Origin of the sequence: Pseudomonas sp. AN-B15, assembly GCF_019056475.1 — a bacterium.
In the GTDB taxonomy this organism is placed as follows: Bacteria; Pseudomonadota; Gammaproteobacteria; order Pseudomonadales; family Pseudomonadaceae; genus Aquipseudomonas; species Aquipseudomonas parakoreensis.
In genome coordinates this window covers 4,774,291-4,794,938 of sequence record NZ_CP049737.1, presented here as the reverse complement: position 1 = coordinate 4,794,938, position 20,648 = coordinate 4,774,291, and the positions used below count along the sequence as shown (strand labels likewise).

General features: G+C 54.8%; 15 protein-coding genes. 9 read left to right on the top strand and 6 right to left on the bottom strand.

What is annotated here, in order from left to right:
• Window positions 1-34: 34 nt before the first annotated feature.
• The 4 genes from leuA to GTQ41_RS21570 form a co-directional block, all read right to left on the bottom strand.
• Entirely contained in the window at window positions 35-1,714 is a 1,680-nt protein-coding gene (leuA, locus tag GTQ41_RS21585) for a 2-isopropylmalate synthase (RefSeq protein ID WP_027612129.1), read from the bottom strand.
• Between the two features lie 478 nt (window positions 1,715-2,192).
• A complete protein-coding gene (locus GTQ41_RS21580; protein WP_047296330.1) occupies window positions 2,193-3,017 on the bottom strand; it encodes a peptidoglycan DD-metalloendopeptidase family protein in 825 nt (274 codons plus the stop codon).
• A 3-nt stretch (window positions 3,018-3,020) separates the two neighbouring features.
• Entirely contained in the window at window positions 3,021-4,400 is a 1,380-nt protein-coding gene (gene xseA, locus GTQ41_RS21575) for an exodeoxyribonuclease VII large subunit (protein WP_047296329.1), read from the bottom strand.
• A gap of 130 nt (window positions 4,401-4,530) precedes the next feature.
• On the bottom strand, window positions 4,531-5,418 hold the full coding sequence (locus GTQ41_RS21570; RefSeq protein ID WP_047296328.1) for a LysR family transcriptional regulator: 888 nt from the start codon (window positions 5,416-5,418) through the stop codon (window positions 4,531-4,533).
• A gap of 100 nt (window positions 5,419-5,518) precedes the next feature.
• Between GTQ41_RS21570 and GTQ41_RS21565 the strand changes: the two genes are divergently transcribed.
• The 9 genes from GTQ41_RS21565 to tadA all read left to right on the top strand — a co-directional run bounded on the left by GTQ41_RS21565 (window position 5,519) and on the right by tadA (window position 18,816).
• Window positions 5,519-6,286: a sulfite exporter TauE/SafE family protein gene (locus GTQ41_RS21565; protein WP_047296327.1), complete on the top strand. Its 768-nt coding sequence runs from the start codon at window positions 5,519-5,521 to the stop codon at window positions 6,284-6,286.
• A 163-nt stretch (window positions 6,287-6,449) separates the two neighbouring features.
• Window positions 6,450-6,998, top strand: coding sequence for a hypothetical protein (locus GTQ41_RS21560; protein ID WP_041071848.1), 549 nt, complete (start codon window positions 6,450-6,452; stop codon window positions 6,996-6,998).
• Between the two features lie 195 nt (window positions 6,999-7,193).
• Window positions 7,194-8,663, top strand: a complete 1,470-nt coding sequence (gene guaB, locus GTQ41_RS21555) for an IMP dehydrogenase (protein WP_041071849.1) — start codon at window positions 7,194-7,196, stop codon at window positions 8,661-8,663.
• A gap of 100 nt (window positions 8,664-8,763) precedes the next feature.
• Entirely contained in the window at window positions 8,764-10,341 is a 1,578-nt protein-coding gene (gene guaA / locus GTQ41_RS21550; protein WP_047296326.1) for a glutamine-hydrolyzing GMP synthase, read from the top strand.
• Window positions 10,342-10,783: 442 nt separating this feature from the next.
• Window positions 10,784-11,929: a DNA cytosine methyltransferase gene (locus tag GTQ41_RS21545; RefSeq protein ID WP_080963305.1), complete on the top strand. Its 1,146-nt coding sequence runs from the start codon at window positions 10,784-10,786 to the stop codon at window positions 11,927-11,929.
• On the top strand, window positions 11,926-14,895 hold the full coding sequence (locus tag GTQ41_RS21540; RefSeq protein ID WP_047296325.1) for an ATP-binding protein: 2,970 nt from the start codon (window positions 11,926-11,928) through the stop codon (window positions 14,893-14,895). Before GTQ41_RS21545 ends, GTQ41_RS21540 begins: the two co-directional genes overlap by 4 nt.
• Window positions 14,888-16,780 (top strand): response regulator receiver domain, encoded by a 1,893-nt coding sequence (locus GTQ41_RS21535; RefSeq protein ID WP_217325355.1) that lies wholly within the window; start codon window positions 14,888-14,890, stop codon window positions 16,778-16,780. Before GTQ41_RS21540 ends, GTQ41_RS21535 begins: the two co-directional genes overlap by 8 nt.
• Window positions 16,781-16,942: 162 nt before the next feature.
• Window positions 16,943-18,319 carry a multicopper oxidase family protein gene (locus GTQ41_RS21530; protein ID WP_047296321.1) on the top strand — a complete coding sequence of 459 codons (1,377 nt, stop codon included), beginning with the start codon at window positions 16,943-16,945 and terminating at the stop codon, window positions 18,317-18,319.
• On the top strand, window positions 18,319-18,816 hold the full coding sequence (gene tadA, locus GTQ41_RS21525) for a tRNA adenosine(34) deaminase TadA (protein WP_047296319.1): 498 nt from the start codon (window positions 18,319-18,321) through the stop codon (window positions 18,814-18,816). The genes GTQ41_RS21530 and tadA overlap by 1 nt, the downstream gene beginning before the upstream one ends.
• Window positions 18,817-18,950: 134 nt before the next feature.
• Here the strand turns inward: tadA and cmoB are convergent, their stop codons facing one another.
• Both cmoB and cmoA read right to left on the bottom strand, forming a co-directional pair.
• Window positions 18,951-19,907, bottom strand: coding sequence for a tRNA 5-methoxyuridine(34)/uridine 5-oxyacetic acid(34) synthase CmoB (cmoB, locus tag GTQ41_RS21520; protein ID WP_047296317.1), 957 nt, complete (start codon window positions 19,905-19,907; stop codon window positions 18,951-18,953).
• Window positions 19,904-20,611, bottom strand: a complete 708-nt coding sequence (gene cmoA / locus GTQ41_RS21515) for a carboxy-S-adenosyl-L-methionine synthase CmoA (protein ID WP_219737930.1) — start codon at window positions 20,609-20,611, stop codon at window positions 19,904-19,906. Before cmoA ends, cmoB begins: the two co-directional genes overlap by 4 nt.
• Between the last annotated feature and the right edge of the window lie 37 nt (window positions 20,612-20,648).

The following is a 20,648-nucleotide window of genomic DNA, read 5'->3' as shown; positions in this document are numbered from 1 at the left end:
CACACTCCGGGGCCTTTTGCATGTCAGCGAAGGCTTAAGCTGCTTTCGCCTCAGGCTGGCTCAGCGAGCGGTTCAGGGCACTGAACAGCGCCTTGAAGCTGGCGGTGGTGATGTTTTCATCGATACCCACGCCGTGCACCGCACGTTCACCGTTCACACGCAGCTCGATGTAAGCCGCTGCCTTGGCGTTGGTGCCCGCGCCGATCGCGTGTTCGTTGTAGTCCATGATTTCCACCGGGATTGGCAGACCGGCCACCAGGGCTTCCAGTGCACCGTTGCCCTTGCCGCGCCAGTGCAGGTTGGTTTCGCCCTGACCCTTGCTCGCCACTTCCACTTCAACGGCACTGTTACCGTTTTCTTCCTGCAGGCGATGGCTGACCAGCGCGTAAGGCGTGTTGGCTTGCAGGTATTCGCTGATCAACAGCGAGTGGATCTGCTTGGCGGTCATCTCCAGGCCGAGGCGGTCGGTTTCACGCTGCACCACCTGGCTGAACTCGATCTGCATGCGACGTGGCAGGCTGATGCCGTATTCCTGCTCCAGCAAGTAGGCGATGCCGCCCTTGCCCGACTGGCTGTTGACGCGGATCACCGCTTCGTAGCTGCGACCGATGTCGGCCGGGTCGATCGGCAGGTATGGAACTTCCCACAGGGTATCCGGTTTCTGCTGGGCGAAGCCCTTGCGGATCGCGTCCTGGTGCGAGCCGGAGAATGCGGTGTGGACCAGATCGCCGACGTACGGGTGACGCGGGTGCACCTGAATCTGGTTGCACTCTTCGACGACTTTGCGCACGCCGTCGATGTCGGAGAAGTCCAGCTCAGGGTCAACGCCCTGGGTGTACATGTTCAGTGCGACAGTAACGAGGTCGACGTTACCGGTGCGCTCGCCGTTGCCGAACAGGCAGCCTTCGACGCGATCCGCGCCGGCCATCAGGCCCAGCTCGGTGGCGGCGACGCCGGTGCCACGGTCGTTGTGGGTGTGCAGGCTGATGATCACGCTGTCACGACGGTTGATGTTGCGGCCGAACCATTCGATCTGGTCGGCGTAGACGTTCGGCGTCGCGCATTCAACGGTGGCTGGCAGGTTGAGGATCATCTTGTGCTCAGGCGTCGGGTTCCAGACCTCGATCACCGCGTCACAGACTTCCTTGGCAAACTCCAGCTCGGTGGCGCTGAAGGTTTCCGGCGAGTATTCGAAGGTCCACTCGGTGTCCGGCTGCATCGCCGCGTATTTGACGAACAGCTTGGCGGCATTCACTGCGATGGCCTTGATGCCGTCCTTGTCCTGGTTGAAGACGATACGACGGAAAGACGGCGAGGTGGCGTTGTACAGGTGAACGATGGCTTTCTTCGCCCCGCGCAGGGATTCGAAGGTGCGCTCGATCAAGTCTTCACGGCCCTGGGTCAGCACCTGAATGGTGGTGTCGTCCGGGATGTGGCCTTCTTCGATCAGGGTACGCACGAAGTCGAAGTCGGTCTGCGAAGCGGCCGGGAACGAGGCTTCGATTTCCTTCACGCCGACCTGCACGAGGGTTTTCCAGAAGCGCAGCTTTTTCACCGCGTCCATTGGCTCGATCAACGACTGGTTACCGTCACGCAGGTCGGAGCTGCACCAGATCGGCGCAGCGTCGATGGTTTTCGACGGCCAAGTGCGATCCGGCAAGTTGATGACGGGAAACGCGCGGTATTTCGAAGACGGGTCTTTGAGCATGCTCATCGGGAAATTCCTTATTGTCTGGGCCGAAAAGAGGCGGCCTGCCGGTGGAACGAATGTTCGGGAAAACGCTTGGGACGAGGCGCAGCGATTCAGCCCGGCAGTCGTGCGCTGACGAGGCACAGACTGCGGTGCTGGCGAAGCTGAATAAGGGTGTGAGAGGTTTTCATGCCTTCAACCCTAACCGCGAGGGGAGAGGATGGCAAGCAGTCGAAAAAAATTGAGAGGAATACTCGAAATACTGGATTTTGCAGAATTTTATTGCTTGTAAGTCGGCGTTTCTTGTTGATGTTTGCGTGAGGTTAGATTGGGGCGCAATTGATGTTGGTTGGGTTTCTTCAATATTTTCGGATTGGATAGACCGCATTCGCGGGCAAGCCCGCTCCCACAGTGTCCGTGTCGTACACGAACATTATCTACACCCGAGAAACCTGTGGGAGCGGGCTTGCCCGCGAAGAGGCCAATGGCCTCAATACATAATTCAGGGCTGGAATGCACCAATGAAAATCGCCGGATCCACCCGCGCATCGTTCAGGCTGATGTTCCAGTGCATGTGCGGTCCGGTCGCCCGCCCCGTCGAACCGACCTTGCCAACCACTGCACCACGGGCCAGTTGATCGCCGACCTTCACATCGATTTTCGACATGTGGCAGAACATGCTGATAAAGCCCTGCCCGTGATCGACAAACACCGTGTTGCCGTTGAAAAAGTAGTTGCCGGTGAGGATCACTTTGCCCGCCGCCGGGGTCTTGATCGGCGTGCCCGCCGGCACCGCAAAGTCGAGGCCAGCGTGCGGGTTGCGCTCTTCGCCATTGAAGAAGCGGCGCACACCGAACTTGCTCGACAGCGGCCCGTTGACCGGTTTGTCCAGCAGCAGGTTGCTCGGGGTGTTCGGGCTGAAACTGCGGTAAGCCTTGATCTGCTCGGCCAGTTCGCCCTCGATGCGCTTGAGGTTGGCCGGATTCGGATTGACCTGCTGAGTGTTCTTCAGGGTGATGTGCTGTTCCGGGTATTTCTTGTTGCCAACGGTGAACGGCAGATTGCGTCCGCTGCTGCTGATCTGCTGGCTGCCGGGTTTGACCGTCAGCGGCACGCCGACAATCGCCAGCCAGTTGTTCTGTTCTTTCACCACCAGCACCGGTTTGCCTTGATAGGTGGCTTTCGGCGCCTGCGCGGCGCTGCCCAGATCAACCACCGCCACGCCGCCCGGCACCGGTTTGTTCAGCAGGCGGGTGATGTAGCTGTCAGCGTGGGCGTTGAAGGCGGTCAGGCACAGCAGCAATAACGGAGCGAAAAAACGCGGCATGGATCAGTCCAGTAAAGAGAGGGTGACAGGCGTCAGGTGATTGTCCTCGACGCGCACTTGCAGTTCGCCTTCGCCCAGTCTGGCTTTCAGACGCTGGCCGGTATGGGTTTGCGCGGCGTTGCGAATCGCGTGGCCGCGTTCATCCAGCAGAATGCTGTAGCCACGGCCCAGAGTCGCCAGCGGACTGACCACGTGCAGCGTCTGCATCTGACTGTGCAGTTGCAGGCGACGGTTTTTCAGACCTTCGCGCATGGCTCGCGGCAGGCGTTCGGCGAGGCCGTCGAGGCGCTGGCGCAGCATTGCCAGTTGGCGTCCCGGGTGTTGCCCGGCGAGGCGGGTTTCCAGACGGATCAGGCGTTCGCGGCGAGTATTGAGCTGGCGCTCGAAGGCGCGGCGCATGCGCATGTCCAGGTCATCCAGACGTTGCGCTTGCTGACGCAGACGTTCGCCGGGATGACGCAAGCGACGGGCCATGCCTTCAAGGCGCAGACGATCGCGCATCAAACGGTCACGCATGCGCATCACCAGGCGTCGGTGCAGGCTTTCGACCTGACGGATCAGGTGACTCGAATCCGGGGCCAGCAGTTCGGCGGCAGCGGAGGGCGTTGGAGCGCGCACGTCGGCCACGAAGTCACTGATCGACACGTCGGTTTCATGCCCGACGGCGCTGACAATCGGCGTCACGCAGGCATCGACCGCGCGCGCCACGGCTTCTTCGTTGAAGCACCAGAGATCTTCCAGCGAACCGCCGCCACGGGCGAGGATCAGCGCGTCGAAACCCCGGGCATCGGCCATTTTCAGCGCGCGGACGATTTGTGCAGTGGCTTCGCGGCCCTGCACGGCGGTCGGGATTAGCGTCAGTTGCACCTGCGGCGCCCGGCGGCGGAATACGCTGATGATGTCGCGAATCACCGCGCCGGTCGGCGAACTGATGATGCCGATGCGTTGCGGATGTGCCGGCAGCGGCACTTTGCGTTCGGCACTGAACAGGCCTTCGGCGCTGAGTTTTTCCTTCAGCGCATCGAAGGCCAGGCGCAGCGCGCCGTCACCGGCCGGCTCCACGGTGTCGAGAATCAGCTGATAGTCGCCACGGCCTTCGAACAGCGAGACCTTGCCGCGCACCTTCACGGCCAAACCGTCCTTCAGTGCCTGACGCACCCGCGCCGCGTTATTGCGAAACAGCGCGCAACGCACCTGCGCACCGCTGTCCTTGAGGGTGAAGTACACGTGGCCGGACGCCGGGCGGGCAAGGTTGGAGATTTCGCCTTCGACCCAAATGTTGCTGAACACGTCTTCGAGCAACACCCGCGCGCGGCCGTTGAGCTGGCTGACGGTCAGGACTTCACGGTCCAGGCCAAGTCTTGCAAAGGGATCTTTAATCATGGGCCGCAGTTTAAAGCTAATTTCCGACGCAATACACGAATCCCTGTAGGAGCTGCCGAAGGCTGCGATCTTTTGATCTTTTTTGGAGGGCAAGATCGAAAGATCGCAGCCTCGTTTCACTCGTCAGCTCCTACAGGGGATTTGTGAAGGTCTGGATGAAGTGTTGGACCAGCGGCGCAGGGTTCTGGCGATAGGCGAGGGCGACGGTGGTCTGGCAATCGGGATCGCTCAGCGGCAGAAATCGTACGCCAACTGGAGCAATGTCCTGCATCGATTCGGGTAGCAGAGCGACGCCGAATCCGGCCTGGATCAACTGCAACTGCGTCGTCTTGCGTGACATCACCCGCGCCGCTTTGGGAAAAAAGCCCTGACGCATGCACAGGTCGGCACATAGATAACTGAGTCCGCCACGTTGCGGATGCGGGATCGAGATAAACGGCTCGTCTTTCAGTTGCGCCAGTTCGACAGCGGGTGAGTCAGCCAATCGATGTTCATTCGGTACCGCCAATAGCAGGCGTTCGGTGAATAAAGGCAGCATGTGAATGCCCTCACGCTGACGCAACACCGGCAAGCGCAACAAACCAATGTCCAGACGTCCTTCAGCGAGTTCCTCAAGCTGCGCCTCGGAGGACAGCTTGCCGATGTCCAGCGACACGCCATGCTGCTGATCGAGATAAGTGCTGATCCGACGTAATAAATGTCCGCTGATCGACACGGTGCTGGAATGACTCAGGCGCACAGTGCCCACTTGCCCGTTGCCGACTTCGGTTGCCATTGCGCTGGCTTTGCTCAGCTCATTGAGCAGATTTCTCGCCCGTGGCAGAAACGCCTCGCCCGCCGCGGTGAGTCTTGGCTGACGCGCGGTGCGTTCGAACAGCGGCGTTTGCAGGCGGCTTTCCATGTCCTTGATTTGCCGGCTCAGCGCCGATTGCGCAACGAACAAGCGTTCAGCCGCTGCACTGAAGCTGCCACAGTCGGCGATTTCCACGAAGTAGCGCAGTTGACGGGTTGAAAGCACCAGGTATGCCTTTTCGAGATGGGTGAGCGACTTTGATCATATTAGTCGCAAGGCTTGGCGCTGGCTAAAGTCATCTCAGGCTTATAAAGGAAGTGGATCAATGAGTGTTGTTGGGTTATTGAGCGAATGGACATGGGGCGCAGGCGGCTGGGTGGTGATCGGTTTGGGGATCGCGCTGGCCTATATCGTGTTCGGGATTGCCGGGTTCGGTACGGCGCTGGTCGCGGGGCCGATTCTGATTCTGTTCATGCCGTTGTCGAAAATCGTGCCGCTGCTGGTGCTGCTGGATTTTGTCGCGGCGTTCGGCAATCTGCTGCCCTCGCGCCGGGACGTGGCCAAGCCCGAATTGCTGAGGCTGCTGCCGTGCATGGCGGTGGGGTGCACGTTGGGGGTGATTTTCCTGCTCAACCTCAAATCCGATCTGTTGTTGCTGTTGATGGGGTTGTTCATCAGCACTTATGCGGTTTACAGCCTGTGGGTGAAAGCCCGGCCGACGCAGTTGTCTGCCGCATGGGCGCTGCCGATGGGCACGATAGGCGGCCTGTTTGGCGCGCTGTTTGGCAGTGGCGGCTTTCTATATGCGATCTATCTCAACAGCCGCCTGCCCAAGGACGCGGCGCGGGCCACGCAAAGTGCGCTGATCAGTTGCAGCACTGTGGTGCGTTTGAGCCTGTTTGCCCTCGCCGGGGTGTATGCCGAGCTACCCTTGTTGATGTTGGCGGTCTGTCTGTTGCCGGCCATGGCGCTGGGCCTGTGGATCGGGCGGCGCTTGACCATGCGTTTGTCGCGTGAAGCGTTTGTACGATTGGTGACCTGGCTGGTGCTGGCCAGCGGTATTGCGTTGATCGGGCGCTATTTCGGTACTTGACCGGATTTTGTCAGGGATTAAGCTGCCGGCCTTTAGGGCCCCTTCGCGGGCAAGCCCGCTCCCACAGGTTTCTCGAGCGCACAGAGGATTTGTGATCGACAGAGAACCCTGTGGGAGCGGGCTTGCCCGCGAAGGCGTCAGAAGCCATACCGCAGGACTTTCCATGAATTCGCAAAGCATCATCGTCCCGAAAATCTCCACCCTGCCGGTTCACGAACCCCGGGCCCGGGCGATTCTGCGCTGGCTGGTACGCAAGAATATTGTCAAGGAAGAGCTGAGCACCTGCGGACGCACCGGCAATCGCATGGCGTACGCGATTGCCGATGGCGCACGTGCGGTGGTGCTGCACCCCGAGGCATTGCCTTTTGGCGAGCCGATCAATGGTCTGGAGATCATCGTCAAACGTTGCATCTACACGCCGGCCAAGGGCTTTCTCGAGGAGGCCGGTTGCGCCGAATGCCGCCGCGAAGTCGGCGAAGCGCTGTTCGAAAGCCTCGAAGACTGGTTTCCAGGCCGCACCGACAACTTCACCTGCCCGGAATGCGGGCATGAAGACGACATCAACGGCTTTCTGTACTTGCAGGAATGCGCGTTTTCCAACCTGGGGTTCATCTTCAACAACTGGCTGGAAGCGGGGTTCAAGCAGAGCTTTATCGATGAGTTCGCCGATTGGCTCGATCAACCTGTCAGTTGGGTAAAAGTCGAACTTTGAACGTGCAGGAGCTGCCGCAGGCTGCGATCTTTTGACGTTGTTTTTTACAGCCAAGATCAAAAGATCGCAGCCTGCGGCAGCTCCTACAGAAAACAGCAGGCCCCGTACATCAATTAGGCTGAGTTTTACATTGAACAGCAGGGGGTGTCTGACTATAATGGCGCGCTTCCATTTTCCCGCTCGGGAGCCCCCGCGATGCTGCGTATCAGCCAAGAAGCTCTGACATTCGACGACATTCTCCTAGTGCCCGGTTATTCCGAGGTGCTTCCTAACGAAGTCAGTCTCAAGACCCGCCTTACCCGTGGCATCGAGCTGAATATTCCTCTGGTTTCTGCCGCCATGGACACCGTCACTGAAGCCCGTCTGGCAATCGCCATGGCTCAGGAAGGTGGTATCGGTATCATCCACAAGAACATGACCATCGAGCAGCAAGCTGCCGAAGTGCGCAAGGTCAAGAAGTTCGAAGCCGGCGTCGTGAAAGATCCGATCACCATCGAGGCTGATGCCACGGTGCGTGACCTGTTCGAACTGACCCGTCTGCACAACATTTCCGGCGTTCCGGTGCTGCACGATGGCGACCTGGTCGGCATCGTCACGTCCCGTGACGTACGCTTCGAAACCCGTCTGGAAGCCACCGTCCGCGAAGTGATGACGCCTAAAGAGCGTCTGGTCACCGTGCGTGAAGGCGCCGACAAGAACGAAGTCCGCGAGCTGCTGCACAAGCACCGCCTGGAAAAAGTCCTGATCGTCGACGACAAGTTTGCCCTCAAAGGCATGATGACCGTCAAAGACATCGAAAAAGCCAAGGCCTACCCGCTGGCCAGCAAGGACGATCAAGGTCGTCTGCGCGTGGGCGCTGCCGTCGGTACCGGTAAAGACACCGGTGACCGCGTTGCTGCGCTGGTCAACGCCGGTGTGGACGTGGTGGTTGTCGACACCGCGCACGGTCACTCCAAGGGCGTGATCGACCGCGTTCGCTGGGTCAAAGAGAATTTCCCTGAAGTGCAGGTGATCGGCGGCAACATCGCCACCGGCGCCGCTGCCAAGGCCTTGGCCGAAGCGGGCGCCGATGCGGTCAAGGTCGGTATCGGCCCTGGCTCGATCTGCACCACCCGTATCGTCGCCGGTGTCGGCGTACCGCAAATCAGTGCCATCGCCAACGTCGCCGCTGCCCTTGAAGGCACAGGCGTGCCGTTGATCGCCGACGGCGGCATCCGTTTCTCCGGTGACCTGTCCAAGGCCATCGTCGCTGGTGCTTCCTGCGTGATGATGGGTTCGATGTTTGCCGGTACCGAAGAAGCCCCGGGCGAGATCGAACTGTTCCAGGGTCGTTCGTACAAGGCGTATCGCGGCATGGGTTCGCTGGGCGCCATGTCCCAGGCGCAAGGTTCTTCCGACCGTTACTTCCAGGACTCCTCGGCAGGCGCCGAGAAACTGGTTCCGGAAGGGATCGAAGGCCGCGTGCCGTACAAAGGTACCCTGACGGCGATCATCCACCAGTTGATGGGCGGTCTGCGTTCCTCGATGGGTTACACCGGCAGCGCCAACATCGAAGAAATGCGCACCAAGCCTGAGTTTGTGCGGATCACCGGTGCCGGCATGGCCGAATCCCACGTTCACGACGTGCAGATCACCAAAGAAGCGCCAAACTACCGCGTAGGTTGAGGCTTCAAACAAATCATCAAGCAACCGGGGCTGTTTTATTCAGCCCCGAGTTGTTTCTGAATCACGACTGTTTCTGAATTACTTAAGACGAGACTGAATCATGGCCCTCGACATTCACGCTCACCGCATCCTGATCCTCGACTTCGGTTCGCAATACACCCAACTGATCGCCCGCCGCGTGCGTGAGATCGGCGTGTACTGCGAGCTGCACCCGTTCGACATGGACGAAGATGCGATCCGCGAATTCGCGCCTAAAGGCGTCATCCTCGCCGGCGGCCCCGAGTCCGTACACGAAGCCAACAGCCCGCGCTGCCCGCAGGCGGTGTTTGACCTGGGCGTGCCGGTCTTCGGTATCTGCTACGGCATGCAGACCATGGCCGAGCAACTGGGCGGCAAGGTTGAAGGTTCCGAACTGCGTGAGTTCGGTTACGCCCGCGTTGACGTGGTCGGCAAGAGCCGCCTGCTCGACGGCATCGAAGACCACATCGACGCCGACGGCCTGTTCGGCCTCGACGTGTGGATGAGCCACGGTGACAAGGTCACCAAGATGCCGGAAGACTTCCACATCCTGGCCAGCACCCCGAGCTGCCCGATCGCTGGCATGTTCAACGACGAGCGCGCTTACTACGGCGTGCAGTTCCACCCGGAAGTGACCCACACCAAGCAGGGCGGCCGCATCCTGTCGCGCTTCGTACTGGACATCTGCGGCTGTGAAGCCCTGTGGACGCCGTCGAAGATCGCTGAAGACGCCATCGCCAACATCCGCGCGCAAGTCGGTACCGACAACGTGCTGCTGGGTCTGTCCGGCGGTGTTGACTCCTCGGTGGTTGCGGCGCTGCTGCACAAAGCCATCGGCGATCAGCTGACCTGCGTCTTCGTCGACAACGGCCTGCTGCGTCTGCACGAAGGCGAGCAAGTGATGGCCATGTTCGCCGAGAACATGGGCGTCAAGGTGATCCGCGCCAACGCTGAAGAGCAGTTCCTCAGCAACCTGGCCGGCGAATCCGATCCAGAGAAGAAGCGCAAGATCATCGGCCGTACCTTCATCGACGTGTTCGATGCCGAATCCTGCAAGCTGGACAACATCAAGTACCTGGCACAGGGCACCATCTACCCGGACGTGATCGAGTCGGCTGGCGCGAAAAGCGGCAAGGCGCACGTGATCAAGTCGCACCACAACGTGGGCGGCCTGCCGGAAGAGATGAACCTGAAACTGGTCGAGCCACTGCGCGAACTGTTCAAGGACGAAGTCCGTCGTCTGGGTCTGGAACTGGGCCTGCCGTACGACATGGTCTACCGTCACCCGTTCCCGGGCCCGGGCCTGGGCGTACGCATCCTCGGTGAAGTGAAGAAGGAATACGCCGACCTGCTGCGTCGTGCCGACCACATCTTCATCGAGGAACTGCGCAAGGCCGACTGGTACCACAAGGTCAGCCAGGCTTTCGTAGTGTTCCAGCCAGTGAAATCGGTTGGTGTGGTTGGCGATGGCCGTCGTTACGCCTGGGTCGTGGCCCTGCGTGCCGTGGAAACCATCGACTTCATGACCGCACGTTGGGCACACCTGCCTTACGAACTGCTGGAAACCGTCTCCGGCCGCATCATCAATGAAATCGAAGGCATTTCGCGCGTTACCTACGACGTGTCGAGCAAGCCGCCGGCGACGATTGAGTGGGAGTGATGACAGCGCGCGAATCAACACTGATAAAAAATGCACGTTCTGAAGCCCGCTAAATGCGGGCTTTTTAATGAGTTTTTATCCGTGTGGTGCTGTTGGACGCTAGCATTCAAGAGGGTAGACTGCAGACGTCTTGGCTATTATCAAATGTTATGAGAAAGCATGGATTCGGTAGGGGGGTAGTACTGACTTTAAGTCCGTCGAATGGCTTGGCACGCAGTCGTGCCTTTGAGATGAGACTGGCCTGCATTCCGCCATTCGGGCTTTCTCACAGAGGAATCAAACGATAGACTCCAAACGTGCAGGCAATTTCACGGCACGACGTGGCTCTTGGACGGAAATGGATGAAGGTCCGAATTCATGTGCAATGTTTCTGTAATTTTTCCAAAAGTTTACCAAGCTGATTTATTGACAGGGTAGCCTCAATTGAGCACTCAGAATTCGAATGAATAAAATTTATAGTGAGCCGAAGCCCGTTGTTGTCGATTTATTTTCGGGAGCCGGTGGTTTTTCGCTAGCAGCTGTGCAAGCCGGTTTTTCAATCGCTATCGCCATTGAAAATGATCCTTATGCAGTGAAAACTTACAAAGCGAATTTGCTTCAATATGACGCTGCAAAAAATGCAACTGTGTTAGACGAAAGTATCTTAGGTTATACACCTGAGGATGTACGCTCTGAATATCTTGGTGATATTGAGTGTGATCTCCTTTTAGGAGGACCTCCTTGTCAAGGATTTTCGACGCATCGGATACTCGATGCAGGTGTAAATGATCCGCGTAATCAGTTGGTCCTAGCCTATTTTCGATTTGTAAAAGCGTTTCGTCCGCGCGTTTTTCTTATGGAAAATGTCCCAGGCATACTTTGGGAGCGCCACAAGGATTACCTCGAAAAATTCTATAAAGAAGGCGTTAAGGCTGGTTATAAAGTCTTCAAACCTGTTGTGTTAGATGCTCGAGATTTTGGCGTACCGCAGAGACGGAAGCGAGTATTCATATTAGGGATTAGAGATTCTGTAGATGCTGAAGATTTTAAATGGCCTCCAGCACCTACGCATGCTGCACCAGGAAAGGAAGTTGGAGAGCAGAAAGTCTGGCTAAGCTGCAATGATGTATTTAGACCAGCGTTGCAAAGTGATGAAAATGACATTCATATGAATCACGGGCCGGATCTATTAGAAGCGTTTAGTAAAACTCCGCTCAATGGTGGGAGTCGCAGAGATTCTGGACGTATTTTGCCATGTCACGAAAAACATAACGGGCATCAAGATGTTTACGGGCGGATCAATCCCGCCGAACCCGCTCCAACTATGACAACCGCGTGTATTAATCCTTCTAAAGGTCGATTTGTACATCCTACAAAAAACCATGGGATCACTTTGCGTGAAGCAGCGAGAATCCAGACTTTTCCTGATAGCTTTACCTTTGCAGGAGGAATAACGGCAGCCAGTAGACAAATTGGTAATGCAGTTCCGGTTGAGCTTGGAAAATATCTCATTCAGTATCTAAAGAAAAATCTGATAGATAATGATTTGGGGCTAAAGCAATTGTGCGACCACTCGCGATTTCAAAAAGAAGAAGTTGAGATCTTATGATTGAGACACTTGCCTTTCGAACTCACGCTCGAACAGTCGATCACTTGGGGCGAGAGCAGATAGCTGACTGCCCAACTGCTATTTCAGAGTTGTGGAAAAACGCCTATGACGCTTACGCTAGAAACGTAGCGCTTCATATTTTCGATGATCCAGAACCAGTAGCTGCCATCTTCGATGACGGGCACGGTATGAATTATGAGGATTTCATAAATCGTTGGCTCGTGGTAGGTACAGATTCAAAATATAATAAAAATACTTCAGATGATGATGACCGTGACGGATTGGCAAGGAGAACAAAGCAGGGGCAAAAAGGTATTGGTCGCTTATCATCAGCTAATATTGGTCCTCTGCTTTTAATTGTTAGCAAGAGAAAAAATAGCGGGTTTGTCGCTGCGCTTATCGACTGGCGTATATTCGAAAATCCATATTTGGTTTTGTCAGATATCGAAGTTCCAGTTACTCAGTTTTCTGATAGGTCGGAACTTTTCAAGTTGCTTCCTCGTTTATTTGATCGTTTAACCGATAATGTGTGGGGTAGTCCTGCTGACGAAAGGCGTGCTGATCGGTTGAAGTTGGCTTGGGAAACGTATGATAAAGTTATACTTGAAGCCGATCAAACTGCAGAAAAGCCATCTGAGCTTATTGCAAGAACTATAATAAATGCGCGGTTCGAAGAGCGACATTTTCACCCGTGGTCTGTTTGGAGAGGGGAGAAAGAACACGGAACAGCCCTAGTTGTATCTGACATAAATTATGACCTGCGTGCACAGTTGCCCTCAATTCAGCTAGATGCCAATGTTAAGATTATTCGGCAAGCATTTTTCGCAACTCTCTCCGCGTTTACTGACCCCTATGTCGAGGCGGGAACTAGCGAATTTAATGCATTTGATCCTGATTTCGCTTACGAAGTTAGAACCTGGGTTAATGATGTATCCCTTGCTATCGTCGAGGATGACCGAGAGTCGTTAAATCGTAGTGTTACAGATGAAATGGAACACGTTCTGTCAGGGAATATCGATGAAGAAGGTGTTTTCCGAGGGCAGGTAAAAGCATTTGGCGAATGGAGAAAACTTGGTTCAGATTACGAAATATATCCGCCGAAAGATCTAACCATACCCAAGGGGCCAACTACGTTCATTGGGCCCTTCGGCCTGCACATTGCGACCTTTGAGCAAACTCGAGTTAACTCCACTTTGTCAGATGCAGATTTTACTCGTTTCGATGGACTAGCTAAGCAACATAGCGGTTTTTTAATTTTTCGTAACGGATTGCGAGTTTTGCCTTACGGTCGTGAGGTAAACGATTTTTTTGAAATCGAGAAACAAAGAAGTATTAACGCAGGTCGGGAGTATTGGAACGCAAGGCGTATGTTTGGTCGGATTGCGATATCAAGGGAACTAAATCCTAATTTGCGTGATAAAGCTGGGCGTGAAGGATTTATTGATAATCGAGCAACAAAGGTATTGCGTGAAGTCGTTAAGAATATTCTTAAGCGCGCGGCCTATGAGTATTTCGGAAGCAGCTCTAATTTGAGGAAGGAGTTGCTTCCTGATATCCAAGCACAAAACGAAAGAGAAAAGGCTGAAGAGCAGCGTAAAGAGCTTGCAAAGAATAACGCAAAAAAATTTCGCGCAAGATTTAAAAAGAACTATCCGTTGATGGATCAATTATTTAATGAAACAAAGGATGTGGTTGACGAGACCGTAATCAGAGATGAGCAGGGACTTGAGGAAGCTCAAACGTTGATTAGTGATCTTAGTAATCGGTTACTAGATTTACGGATTTCTGGTGCACCAGCAAAACTTGGTGCAGTTGAGGACGATTATCGCGCTTTTCGATCAATGTATGCTGAGGTACAAGATCGAATTCGAACCTTAGAGCAACGGCGAGCTAGTGCTATTGAAGAGGTTAAGCCCTCTAAGCCTGAAGAAATTGTGCAGAAACAACTAAGTAGCCATGCGAGTCGTTTACAGGCTAGATTACGCTTCTGGCGTAAGTCGATAGATGATATGCAGAACGCTGAAAGAAGTCGTGTTTCTACACTTTTTGAAGAGCGGAATAAAATTTTTCACCATCAGACCATGCCGCTTGTCGCTCAGGTTCGTGAAGGACGATTGGGACTTGATGAGGCCTTGGAACAGATGAAGTCTCTTTATGCAAGATTGGATTCGGACAATACGGAAACTTTTGAGTCCTACCTAGATGCTCTCGAGTTAATGAGTGAAAATATAAATATAGAATTAATCGCTCGGCAAGGGACTGCGGATAATATTGCATTGCGTGATGATCTGAATCGACTAAACCAAGTTGCTCAGCTCGGTGTGACTGTTGAGATTTTGGGGCACGAGTTAAATGCTAATGAGCGAATGATAAGAGAAGGAATTCGACAGATACGTCAATCGGGAGAACCGCCAGGCACAAATCTAGTCATTGAAGGGTTTGATGCTCTGAGTCAACAACTTGAGTTTCTTTCTCCACTGAAAGTCTCAGGTAATCGTGTGCGTAGGCAGATTTCAGGCAAGGAAATCGAAGAGTATCTTGTCAATTTTTTTAGATCTGTAATTCGAAATCGAGAAGTAAAAATACACGCATCAAAAGCTTTTCACGATTTTTTTATTTATGAGCAGCCTTCTCGTCTGTATCCGGTTTTTGTCAATCTGGTAAATAATAGTATTTACTGGTTGGTTAGTTCGCAAACGCCCGAGCCAGAGGTCTATCTTTCCGTTGAAGATAAAAAAATCATTGTGTCTGATAATGGGCCTGGTGTTAATCCGGTAGATCAAGAAAGCTTGTTTAAGATGTTTTTTACACGTAAAACAAGTGGCGGTAGGGGTATTGGTCTTTATCTCTGTAGAGTAAATCTAATCGCAGGTGGTCATTCGATTGAATATGCGGTGGATAAAAAATTTCAACCGTTGAGTGGTGCAAATTTCGTAATTAACTTGAGGGGCGCTGATTTTGGCTGAAGTAATGACTTTTAACGATTTGGTTCGTGAAGCTTTTATTAAACCACTTCGCTCCGTTCTTATTGTTGATGATCAGTATCCTACATGGGAAGAGATCTTTAACTCCAGAATTACCGGTGATAAACACTCCTCAGGTATAGAGGCTAAATCATCAAGAAAAACATGGGTCAATTCGGCTGTTGCCGGTGAAGTTTATGGGTTGATCAACGAGTTTCGGACTCAAAAACCCGGCTTTATCATCGATATTCATGATGGTGTTTCGGAGAATCCCACAAGTGAATCAGCTGGCAATGAAACTCCTCGTGAATTAGCCAATCATCTGCATCAGTCAGATTTGCTTATATTGGACTATAATTTGGAGGGTGCGGAAGCTGGGCTTGGTGGAGATATGGCTCGTCAGATACTCGCATCAGTTTTAGATAATCGTCATTTTAATTTGGTTGTTATTCATACGAGTGAAGATCTTGAAACGACTATGCACCAATGCCTAATCTCACTGATGAATAGTATCTCGTCAAGCTTTTCTGAAGAGTGTACAGTCGCACTTGATAAATTAGACGATTTAATTTCTGAGAAAGAAGATTTTGGGGATTTTGATCGAGGGGAGATATTAGAGAAAATCGATATGGCCTCTTATTTAGAATTAAGGAGGTCGGAGCAGGACTTTAAATCAGCTCTCGGAAAATTTATGCAGTCCGCTGCGCCTTTCATAGAGCTTAGTGAATGGGCTAAAGCGCTAGAATTGGATCAGAAAGCAAAGAAATGTTTTTTTTATTGGGCAATACGTGCTTTCGAAAAAAAATATCAGAATGATTTTACAAAAAAGCCACCTGTCGGATTGGTTTGGAAAATTTCTGAAGAATCCAAGTGGTTGCGGGCTGCTAGAGGTTTCGTATGTTTTGTTAAAAAAGGTCCAGAAAACCTCCTGGCCGTGCTTGAAAACGCAATTGTAGACTGGAAACCTACACCATCACGGTTACTTTCGGCTAAGTACCGAGATGAAGTAAGCCAAATGGGAGTTGAAATTGAGGACCAATCTTTAAAGCAAACACATGCATTTGCTAAATTTTATGACCTAATACTGAATTCCGGAGGTTCAGATCTTCCAGTTGAGCAAGTTAATATTATACGGCGCCATAAGCTAAAAAATCACGTTTCACGCCAATCCGAAATGCTATCTTTTATGGTAGAGGAAAGCATTGCGAATTTTGGCCAGAAAATTTATGACGTTGATAAGTCTGCTGGGTTTGTTTTTAAGACTCATTATGGGGTGGATCTAGATAATGAGAATGATAAGAGGACTGCCATAAGTCAATATAATCGCTATATATGCTGTCTCCCGTCGAGAACTGAAGATTCTAATTCTGCTAGTTTCGATCAGTTGGATAGTGGGCACGTTTTCAAACTCGACGAGACTTGGTGGGTTTGCGCTACGCCCGCGTGCGACTTACAACCTGGTCAGAGCACTATAGCTTTCAAAAGTGGTAATGACGCGAGTCTAAGGCCCTTCACTGCAATAAGACTTCATGCGGTGACCAATTTGGCTGAATTAACGGATCGACACATTAATAGCGGATCTTATTGTTACGTGGAGTTTGGAGGAAAAATATTGGGTTTGGGATTGAAGTCTCCAAAAGAGGATTCAAACAATCCTGCAATTCAAAAAGTAGAATGGCGGGCATTTATTGCTCAGCGTGGGGGCGTTATAGAGAGCGGTAGGCTTAATTTATTAGAGCTTCAACTTGAGCTCGACGGCTTAAAGATAAAAAGCGATACAAAAGAAGTTCAGGTTGTTGCAAAATTACGATATGAGTATGCTTTGAACTATATTCAGCGTATTGGTACAAGTGTGAGTCGTATTGGGCTTGGGTATGTGGCTACGTAATATGGCTTTCGCTTCTTGAGTGTGGTTTTTGCAAAGTAATTTTCCTTTCGTTGTGGGTAGGGCGAGATGTTTTAAACTTTACCCTTTCATATACCGAGGTGTATCGTATTCGCCCTTTACGGGTCTGCGGGCCCGCCGCAGATACGTGAGGTAGTTGAGTTCATGTCCTTTACCCGTCGCCAAATCCTCGGTGGCCTGGCCGGTCTTGTTGTCGTTGGTGTCGGAGCGGGAGGCGCGTCGCGTTACTGGCTGGGCAAGATGGCCGACGCCGACGCGGGGCATGACTATGAGCTGATCGCGGCGCCGCTGGACGTTGAGCTGGTGCCGGGACACAAGACCGAGGCGTGGGCGTTCGGCCCGTCGGCACCGGGCACCGAGTTGCGCGTGCGTCAGGGCGAGTGGCTGCGGGTACGGTTCATCAACCACCTGCCGGTGGCGACCACCATTCACTGGCACGGCATCCGTTTGCCGCTGGAGATGGACGGCGTACCGTACGTCTCGCAATTGCCGGTGCTGCCCGGTGAATACTTCGATTACAAATTCCGCGTGCCGGATGCCGGCAGCTACTGGTATCACCCGCATGTCAGCAGCAGCGAAGAGCTGGGGCGCGGGCTGGTCGGGCCGTTGATTGTCGAAGAGCGCGAGCCGACCGGTTTCAAGTACGAAAAGACCCTGAGCCTGAAGAACTGGCACATCGACGAGCAAGGCAATTTCGTCGAATTCAGCATCCCCCGGGAAGCGGCGCGTGGCGGTACGGCGGGACGCTTGTCGACCATCAACGGCGTGCCAACGCCGGTGATCGAGTTGCCGGCCGGGCAGATCACCCGGGTGCGCTTGCTCAACCTCGACAACACCCTGACGTATCGCATCAACATTCCCGGCGTCGAAGCGCAGATTTATGCGCTGGACGGCAACCCGATCGAGCCGCGGCCGCTGGGCAAGGAATACTGGCTGGGGCCGGGCATGCGTATCTGCCTGGCGATCAAGGCGCCGCCGGCCGGTGAAGAATTGTCGCTGCGCAACGGCCCGGTGCGTCTGGGAACCTTGCGCTCGGTGGCCAATAACGATGCGCCGACCGCGTGGCCGAAAGCCTTGCCCGCCAACCCGGTGGCCGAGCCGGATCTGGCGAATGCCGAGAAACTCAACTTCAATTTCGAATGGGTCGGTTCGGTGTCGGTGAATGTCGACAACGGCAAGCCGCCGAGCCTGTGGCAGATCAACGGCAAGGCCTGGGACATCACCGACAAGACCTGCGCCGATCGGCCGATCGCCAGCTTGAAGCTGGGCCAGAGCTACATCTTCGAACTGAAGAACATGACCCAGTATCAGCACCCGATTCACCTGCACGGCATGAGCTTCAAGGTGATTGCGTCGAACCGGCACAAAATCACTCCGTACTTCACCGACACCTATCTGTTGGGCAAGAACGAGCGTGCGCAAGTGGCGCTGGTGGCGGATAACCCGGGGGTGTGGATGTTCCATTGCCACGTGATCGACCACATGGAAACCGGCCTGATGGCCGCCATCGAGGTGAAGTGATGCGCCAGATTCGCCCCGCCGCGATCATCGACCGCAGCCGTGACCGCGATTTCATGCGCGAAGCCTTGGAACTCGCCGCCCAAGGCGCCGCCCTCGGCGAAGTGCCGGTGGGTGCGGTGCTGGTGCAGGACGGTGAAATCATCGGTCGCGGCTACAACTGCCCGATCACCACCAGCGACCCGAGTGCCCACGCGGAAATGGTCGCGATCCGTGCCGCCGCGCAGGCCGTCAGCAACTATCGCCTGCCGGGCAGCACGCTGTACGTGACGCTGGAACCGTGCAGCATGTGCGCCGGGCTGATCGTGCATTCGCGGGTTGCTCGCGTGGTGTATGGCGCACTGGAGCCCAAGGCCGGGATTGTGCAGAGTCAGGGGCAGTTCTTCACCCAGGGCTTTTTGAATCACCGGGTGCTGTATGAAGGCGGGGTGCTGGCGGAGGAGTGTGGGGCGGTGTTGACCGAATTCTTCAGGGCGCGGCGGGCAAAACCCGCTGACTGAAGAACAACATCAAACCCTGTGGGAGCTGGCTTGCCAGCGATGGCGTCGGCACATCAAGCATTGATGTCGACTGATCCACCGTTATCGCTGGCAAGCCAGCTCCCACAAATTTTTGCAGTGTCTGGAAGGGATCGTTACTTTTTCGCGACAATCACCGCCCGCATCGGTGCCGGCAAGCCTTCGATGGTCTTGCTGTGATCTTCGGGATCGAGGAAGTCGCTCAGCGACTGGTACTTCATCCACTCTGTGCCGCGCTGTTCTTCAACCGTCGTGGTGCTGACGTCCACGCAGCGGATGTCGGTGAAGCCTGCCCGGCGCAACCACAATTCCAGCGCCGGCACCGACGGCAGGAACCACACGTTGCGCATCTGTGCGTAGCGATCTTCCGGCACCAGCACCTGATGCTTGTCGCCTTCAACCACCAGCGTTTCCAGCACCAGTTCACCGCCCTTGACCAGGCAATCCTTCAGCGCCAGCAAATGCTCGATCGGCGAACGACGGTGGTAGAACACGCCCATGGAAAACACCGTGTCGAAGCCTTCCAGGTTCGGCGGCAGGTCTTCGAACGGAAACGGCAGGTGCCAGGCATTCGGTTCCGACAGGTAGCGTTGCACGGCCTGGAACTGGCAGAAGAACAACCAGTTCGGGTCGACGCCGATCACGCTGTCGGCGCCGGCGCCAAGCATGCGCCACATGTAGTAGCCGTTGCCGCAACCAACGTCGAGGATGCGTTTGCCCTTCAGGTCCAGATGCGGGGCGACCCGCGACCACTTCCAGTCCGAGCGCCATTCGGTGTCGACGTGCACGCCGAACAGATCGAACGGACCTTTGCGCCACGGCGACAGGCCCATCAGTGCGGTGCGCATCCGGGCGCGGGTTTCGGCGTCGCAATCGGTGTCGAGTTTCAGGCCGTTGACCAGATCGACTTCAGTCGGCTCAAGTTCCGGCAATGCGTCCAGCGCACTCTGCCAGCGCTCCAGATCGCCGTGACCTTTCTCCATTTTCTTGTCGAGCTGCACTTGCAGGGTGTTGGCCCAGTCGGCCAGCGGTGTGCCGGCCAAACGGCGGGCGAGGGGGGACAGATCAATCATGGCAAGGCAATCAACGAGGCAAAGTTAAGACACTGGAACCACGGCACGACTTTCGAGAACCCGGCGGCCAGCAGGCGTTCGCGGTGTTCTTCGAGGCTGTCGGGCTTCATGACGTTTTCGATGGCGCTGCGCTTCTGGGCGATTTCCAGTTCGCTGTAGCCGTTGGCACGTTTGAACGCGACATGCAGGTCGGTCAGCAGCGCGTGTTCTTCGGCATCGTTGAAGCGCAGTTTTTCCGACAGAATCAACGCGCCGCCGGGCAGCAGCGATTGACGGATGCGCGACAGCAACGCGGTACGCTGCTCGGGCGCAATGAATTGAAGGGTGAAGTTCAGCGCCACCACCGAAGCCGGTTTGAATTCGAGGGCGAGAATGTCGCCTTCGATCACCTCGACCGGCAGCAATTCCTGGAACATCGAATCCTGACCATTGAGGTATTCGCGGCAACGCTCGACCATCGCTGCCGAGTTATCCACCGCGATCACCCGGCAACCGTCGGTGCGCACGTGACGGCGCAGCGCTTGAGTGACGGCGCCGAGCGAGGCTCCCAAGTCATACAGCACGCTGTTTGGTTGGGCGAATTGCGCCGCGAGCACGCCGAGGTTTTCGACGATGGTCGGGTAACCTGGTACCGAGCGCTTGATCATGTCCGGGAACACCCGCACCACGTCCTCGTTGAAGGCGAAGTCAGGCACCTGGGCCATCGGGTGGGCGAAAATGCGATCGGGTTCTTTGCTCACG